The 6,000-nt window shown below is 61.9% G+C and carries 5 protein-coding genes; 4 read left to right on the top strand and 1 reads right to left on the bottom strand.

Annotated elements, in window-relative coordinates:
* The 4 genes from HX613_RS11095 to HX613_RS11080 form a co-directional block, all read left to right on the top strand.
* Positions 1–1,583: AbgT family transporter (locus HX613_RS11095; protein WP_235345374.1), on the top strand; the 1,583-nt coding region annotated here is incomplete at its 5' end.
* Between the two features lie 261 nt (positions 1,584–1,844).
* Positions 1,845–2,462 (top strand): DUF6230 family protein, encoded by a 618-nt coding sequence (locus tag HX613_RS11090; protein WP_235343908.1) that lies wholly within the window; start codon positions 1,845–1,847, stop codon positions 2,460–2,462.
* A complete protein-coding gene (locus HX613_RS11085) occupies positions 2,462–3,127 on the top strand; it encodes a DUF6114 domain-containing protein (RefSeq protein WP_235343918.1) in 666 nt (221 codons plus the stop codon). The genes HX613_RS11090 and HX613_RS11085 overlap by 1 nt, the downstream gene beginning before the upstream one ends.
* The gene (locus tag HX613_RS11080) at positions 3,124–3,969 is read left to right on the top strand and encodes a hypothetical protein (RefSeq protein WP_235343917.1); all 846 of its coding nucleotides are present in this window, start codon (positions 3,124–3,126) and stop codon (positions 3,967–3,969) included. The genes HX613_RS11085 and HX613_RS11080 overlap by 4 nt, the downstream gene beginning before the upstream one ends.
* A 148-nt stretch (positions 3,970–4,117) precedes the next feature.
* Here the strand turns inward: HX613_RS11080 and HX613_RS11075 are convergent, their stop codons facing one another.
* Positions 4,118–5,848 (bottom strand): alanine/glycine:cation symporter family protein, encoded by a 1,731-nt coding sequence (locus HX613_RS11075; protein WP_235343916.1) that lies wholly within the window; start codon positions 5,846–5,848, stop codon positions 4,118–4,120.
* Positions 5,849–6,000: the final 152 nt, after the last annotated feature.

The following is a 6,000-nucleotide window of genomic DNA, read 5'->3' as shown; positions in this document are numbered from 1 at the left end:
CCGAGTCGTGCCCAAAGGCTCCTTCATCACCTGGACAAACAGGAGCCAGCCATGGAAGCGACCACCACCGACAAACCCACTCAGGAACGACTCCCGGGCGTTATCCGATTCCTCAACGTCATCGAGAACGTCGGCAACCGACTCCGCACCCCTTCTGGCTGTTCTGGATCCTGGCAGGAATCCTCGCCGTCCTCAGCCTCGTCCTCTCCGTCATGGGAGTCGGGGTCAACGACCCCGGCACCGGGGAATGGACGCCGGTGAACAACCTGCTCAGCGGCGACGGGATCGCGATGGCGGTGAGCACCTCGCTCGACGCCTACCAGTCCTTCCCACCGCTGATCACGATCATGGTCGTCATCATGGGCGTGGCCCTGGCAGAGCGCACCGGACTCCTCTCCACGGCGATGAAGGTCTCGATCGCACGGGTGCCCGCATCCCTCATCGTCTTCACCGTCGCGTTCATGGGAACGGTCTCCCACGTTGCTTCGGCCGCGGCCTACGTCATCCTCGTCCCACTCGGCGGCATGGTGTTCAAGGCGGTCGGCCGCTCCCCCGTCCTCGGCGTCATCGTCGCGTACACCTCGATCGCCTCGGGATATGACGCCAGCCCGATCCCGACACCCAATGATGCGATCTTCGCAGGAATCACCTCGGCGGCGGCCCACATCATCGATCCCGACTATCTGGTCACCCCGATCGGCAACTGGTACTTCAACATCGCCAGCTCAATCCTGTTGGCCATCGTCATCACCATCGTCACCGAGCTCGTGCTCACGAAGCGGCAGAACCTCGAGGCCGACGAGGACGCCGAGCACGAAGACCTCGTCATCACCGACAGGGAACGCTCGGCCCTGCGGTACTCGATGTTCGCAGTGATCGCGATGCTCCTCTTCGTCGTCGTCCTGGTGGTCCCGGACAATGCTCCCCTGCGCGGAGACGGACCAATCGGAGAGTCACCGTTCCTGACCGGCATCGCGTTCATCATCGCCATGCTCTTCGGTGTCGGCGGCATGGTCTACGGGTTCCGTGAGGGCACGATCGAGAAGTTCGCCGACGTCCCCAAGCTCATGAGCCAGGGCATCGTGTCCATGGCCCCGGTCCTCGTCCTGTTCTTCGCGATCGCGCAGTTCCTCGAGTACTTCGAGTGGACGAACATCGGCATGCTGGTTTCCGTGTCGAGCTCGGAACTGTTCACCGGCCTCGGACTGCCCACATGGGTCATCTTCATCCTCGTGCTGCTCGTCCTCTCCGTCGTCAACGTCCTCATCACTTCCGGATCGGCCATGTGGGCGATCATGGCCCCGGTCATCGTGCCGATGCTCATGCTCCTCGACGTCCCGCCTGAGACCTCGCAGGCGATCTTCCGCATCGCCGATTCGGGCTCGACTGCGATCACTCCGATGAGCCCCTACTTCATCCTTGCCCTCGGCTTCATGCAGCGTTATCAGAAGTCCGCCGGCATCGGCACCCTTGCCTCCCACACCCTGCCGCTGGCGGTGTGCATGACGCTCATGTGGAGCCTGCTCTTCTTCCTCTGGTGGGGCCTGGGCATCCCACTGGGCCCCGACGCGCCCGTGCGGTGAACTTCGCCCAGGCTGTAATGTACTCACCTCATTGGCCACGGGTCCGTGCCCTGGACAGACGTTCTGCATCCGGGCCGACCGGCTAGAGCTCAAGTGCCCTTTCAACAGAACCTCGTGAAACTATATGAAGAAAAAGTTATTGACTCGACACATTTGACCGATATACTCGTCGGTAATACCCCGCAGTAACATACATCACAATGCGACGAAAGACGTCACCATGCGATGCTGACATAGCTGTCGGCATCCGGAGGAGGATCAATGAAGTTCCCAAAGCTCGCCAGCAGCATCAGCGCGGTCGGCAAATCCCACGCGGGGCGGATCGCTTTGGTAGCGATTCCTACCGGCGTTGTCTCCGCCATCCTGATGGGTGGGGTTGCTCAGGGTGCAGTACCTGTTTCATTCGCCATATCGGGAAGCCAGTTCAAGATCAGCTCCACACAGCTCGAGGGAACAGATTTCTCCCAGTACAGCGGGTTCGCCAAGGACGCAGAGGGCGGAAAACATTCGGTCGTGACCGCCAACATCGGCAACGCCACGCTCGAAAATCTCTGCCAGTCTGCAGTCGCGGACACCCCGCTGGGCAAGGCGGGCGTTCTCATCAAGGCTGGCGGAAAAGGCGAGCCGGCATCGGCCAAGAACCTGCAGATCGGCATGACCGGGCTCAGGGGCGACGCCGAATTCAAGAACATTCGGATCGGCGTCGACGCATCCGACGTCAACACCAAGGAAAAGGGTTCCAAGGGTGACTTCGCTCAGGACTCCGACACGGTGTCGATCAAGGACCTGAAACAGGACTCGTGGAGCACCACAGCATCGGTCTTCACCCTGAAGGACATGGAGCTGAAGCTCACTGACGGATCCGAGAAGTGCTTCTGATGAGGGAGGCCGCAATCAACGATCAGCAGACCGACAAGCAGGAGGGCGCCGAGCAGCGAACGAGCCTGCTCGCGCTGTCCCGCCGGTCGCGCCGCAACAGCGAGCGCGAGGAGGCCAAGCCCGAATCGACCGTTGAGACGGCCGAGTTCGACGCTGCAACATCCCGTCGTGACGATGCCGGTCGTGAGAATGCCGTGCGCGAAGGAGCTGGTCGTGAGGATGCCCCAAAGCGTCACCGCTTCCGGAACTGGCGTCGGCAGCGCCCCTTCATCGGCGGAGTGCTGGCCGCGCTCGGGGGGATCGAGCTCTTCTTCTCCGGGCAGCTCGACACCGGCAACCTGCAGATCCAGTTCGGCATCGAGGGGTTGCAGGCCACGGTCATTCCGATCGCCCTCGTGGTGCTCGGGCTCTTGGCGATCTTCAGGCCCACGCATCACGTGTTCTACGGGATCATCGCCCTCGTTCTTGCTGTCTACTCGCTCGTCGGGGTCAACCTCGGTGGGTTCATCCTCGGCATGCTGCTGTCCTCCATCGGATCGATCCTCGTGGTCGCCTGGATGGGACCTCGGGCGCCGAAGTCCGATGCTCAAGGCTCGGACGCTCAGGCACCAGCTGCCGGGCGGAGGGAAGACACTCAATCCGCAGGTGAAGAGGGCACTGCATGAGGGCGCCCAGCCGCCGCACGGCGTCGCTCTTGGCGGCAGCAGTCCTCATCGTCCCCTCGGCCGTGGGAGTGACAGCGGCAGCACCCGCTCAGTCGTCCCCGCTGTGCACTCCGCTGCTCGGATGCGAAAGTTCGGATTCGACTGAGCCGGGTTCGGATGACTCGAAGCCCAAGGCACCGATCTCTCCGGAGATTCCTGTGAAGCCGAAGACCCCGGAATCGCCGGGGCCCACGGACGAACCGACGGAGACACCCACAGACGGACCGTCCGAGACACCTACGGACGAACCGACTGAGACGCCGACGGACGAACCGTCAACTGATCCCACTGATCCCGGTGGGTTGGGAGTCAAAGACCCGGACGAGAAGTCGGATGAAGAGCTCAACGGCGACTTCCCGAAGGATGCGCAACTCGATGAGAAGGCTCCGATCTTCACGAAGACTCCCGCGGCAATGGGGTCTGAGTCACTGTCCTTCAAGGGGCTCAGCGGGATCTCGTTCGCAGCTGTTCCGACCGCCGACGGCGGGAAGATCACCACGCTGAAGATCCAGGCCGATGAGATATCAATCTCCGGGTTCTCACTCACGGTGCGCCCGCCGGAGGAGAAGGAAGGACTGTTGACCACTGCTGACACAATGACGCTCAAGGGCGATGTCACGGTGTACATCGGTTCGATCACCGCCACGACGAAGAACGGCGATTCGCTGACCCTGGGTCCCGAGACGCCGCCGACCATGGACGATGTCGAACCGGGACTCCTGCGAGTCACGATGGGATTGGTCGGTTCCACAGCCGATTCGATCAACTACTCGAACACAGACCAGGAGCTCAAGGAAGCCTGATCACACCCGCGTCGACTCGTTCGTCGCAGGCGCGTCATCCAACAGAGGCCCGTCGTTTCCCAGCATTGCGTACTGCTGGGAAACGACGGGCCTCTTCTGTGTGAGGATATTGGTGTCGGGATACGCGGAACTTTTCAGCCCCCCTTCTTCAGCTGTCCTTCTGGGCACGCGCCAGCTTCTTGGCTTTCAGCGAATCCCGCACCTCACGCAGCTTGTCGCGCTTACGACGACGGCCCGCCTCCGCGGCTCTGATCTGCTCCATCGTCGGCTCATGATCACCCATGCCGACCTGCAGCTCGGCGGGTGTGATCTCACGCATGATGCCGACGTCGATGCGCTTGCGCAGCCGCAGAATCTCAAGGCGCAGGATCCGGGACAGGAAGTAGAGCCCCAGCAGGTTGGGGAAGGCCATGAGGAAGAAGATCGCGTCGGAGAACGCGATGACGGACTCCAGCGACATTGAGGCACCGACGATGACGGCCAGGATCCAGAAGACCTGATATGCCTTGTCGGCCTTCTTCGAGTTCCCCGTCAGATACCCCAGGGCCTGTTGACCGTAGTACCCGTAGGCGAGGATCGTCGAGAACGCGAAGAGGACGACGCAGATCGTGAGCAGGAACGGGAACCATCCGGCGACGCTCGCGAAGGCTTCGGAGGTCAGCCCGATTCCGTCTTCGGACGTCGACCCGTAGAGCCCGGTGGTGATGATGGCCAGGGAGGTCAGGGTGCAGATGATGACGGAGTCGATGAGCGGTTCCCACATCGCCACGAAACCCTCGGTTGCCGGCTTCGTCGTCTTCGATGCGGCATGGGCCATACCGGCCGAGCCGACGCCTGCCGCGTTTGAGAACAGGGCACGCTGGATGCCGACGATGGCGACGCCGATGATTCCGCCGGCGACACCGTCGGGGCTGAATGCCCCGGTGAACATCAGCACGAATGCGTGCGGGATCTCGCTGGCATTCATGATGAGGATGACGAGGACGCTGAGGAAGTAGAGGATCGCCATCATCGGGGTGAGTTTCGAGGTCCACTGCCCGATCTTCTTGATTCCGCCGAGTATGACCAATGCGGTCAGCGCTGCGAACACAACACCGATGAGCCACGATTTTCCGTCGAGGAAGCTGCCCTCACCACCGGTGGCCTTGACGAGGATCGAGGCGGCCTGGTTGGCCTGGAACAGGTTGCCCGCTCCGATCACGCCGATGACGGTGGTGGCAGCGTAGAAGACCGCGAGGAACTTGCCCAACTTGGGGCGGCCGATCTCGGCCAGCCCGTCACGCAGGTAGTACATGGGGCCGCCGGAGACTGTCCCGTCGGCATGGACCTTTCGGTACTTCACGCCCAGAGTCGCCTCGGCCATCTTCACGGTCATGGCGAAGAAGCCGAAGATGATGATCCACAGAGCGGCCCCGGGCCCGCCGATGGTGATGGCGACGGCCACACCGGCGATATTGCCCAGGCCCACCGTGCCCGAGAGCTCTGTGGCGAGCGCCTGGAAGCTCGATACCTGACCGGGGTCGGTCTTGCGGGTGAAGCGTCCGCGGATGATTCCGACCGAGTACTTCAACCCTGTGACCGGCTGAAATCTCAGATAGACGGTGAGGAAGACGGCGGCGGCCATGAGCCAGACGACGATGAGCGGAATGGCTAGGTCGCCGATCGTGAGCTCGAAGAAGACGATGTTGCTGAAGGCCTGCGCAATCGGACCGAAGAACGATTCGATCGCCTGGTCGACGCCTGAAGCAGCGATGATGTCTGCGGCTGCCGAAACATCGACAGCTTGGGAAGCTGCGGTCATCCGATCTGCACTGATCGGGGTGGAATCCAGGACTGCGATGTCGTGGATCTGGCCAGAATTTTCAATTATGGGATTCATTCTCACGGGCGCTTGCTAGCGATTCGTCCGGAGGATCGGTCCGGCACCGGCGCCTGAAGACAACCTAGCAAGAACGCCGCAAGCTGTCAGCTAATATTCAGCTTTCAACGATGCCTGGGGCCACCGTGCCGTTTCAGAAATCACCGCGCTCT

The sequence above is a fragment of the Brevibacterium sp. UCMA 11754 genome, from assembly GCF_021532275.1.
GTDB lineage: Bacteria > Actinomycetota > Actinomycetes > Actinomycetales > Brevibacteriaceae > Brevibacterium.
The sequence above is the reverse complement of the archived record's forward strand: the minus strand, read 5'-3'. Positions and strand labels throughout refer to the sequence as shown.

Coding starts and splice junctions, on each gene's coding strand:
- HX613_RS11085 (WP_235343918.1), top strand. CDS start 2,462: ATGAGGGAGGCCGCAATCAACGATCAGCAGACCGACAAGCAGGAGGGC.
- HX613_RS11075 (WP_235343916.1), bottom strand. CDS start 5,848: ATGAATCCCATAATTGAAAATTCTGGCCAGATCCACGACATCGCAGTC.
- HX613_RS11080 (WP_235343917.1), top strand. CDS start 3,124: ATGAGGGCGCCCAGCCGCCGCACGGCGTCGCTCTTGGCGGCAGCAGTC.
- HX613_RS11090 (WP_235343908.1), top strand. CDS start 1,845: ATGAAGTTCCCAAAGCTCGCCAGCAGCATCAGCGCGGTCGGCAAATCC.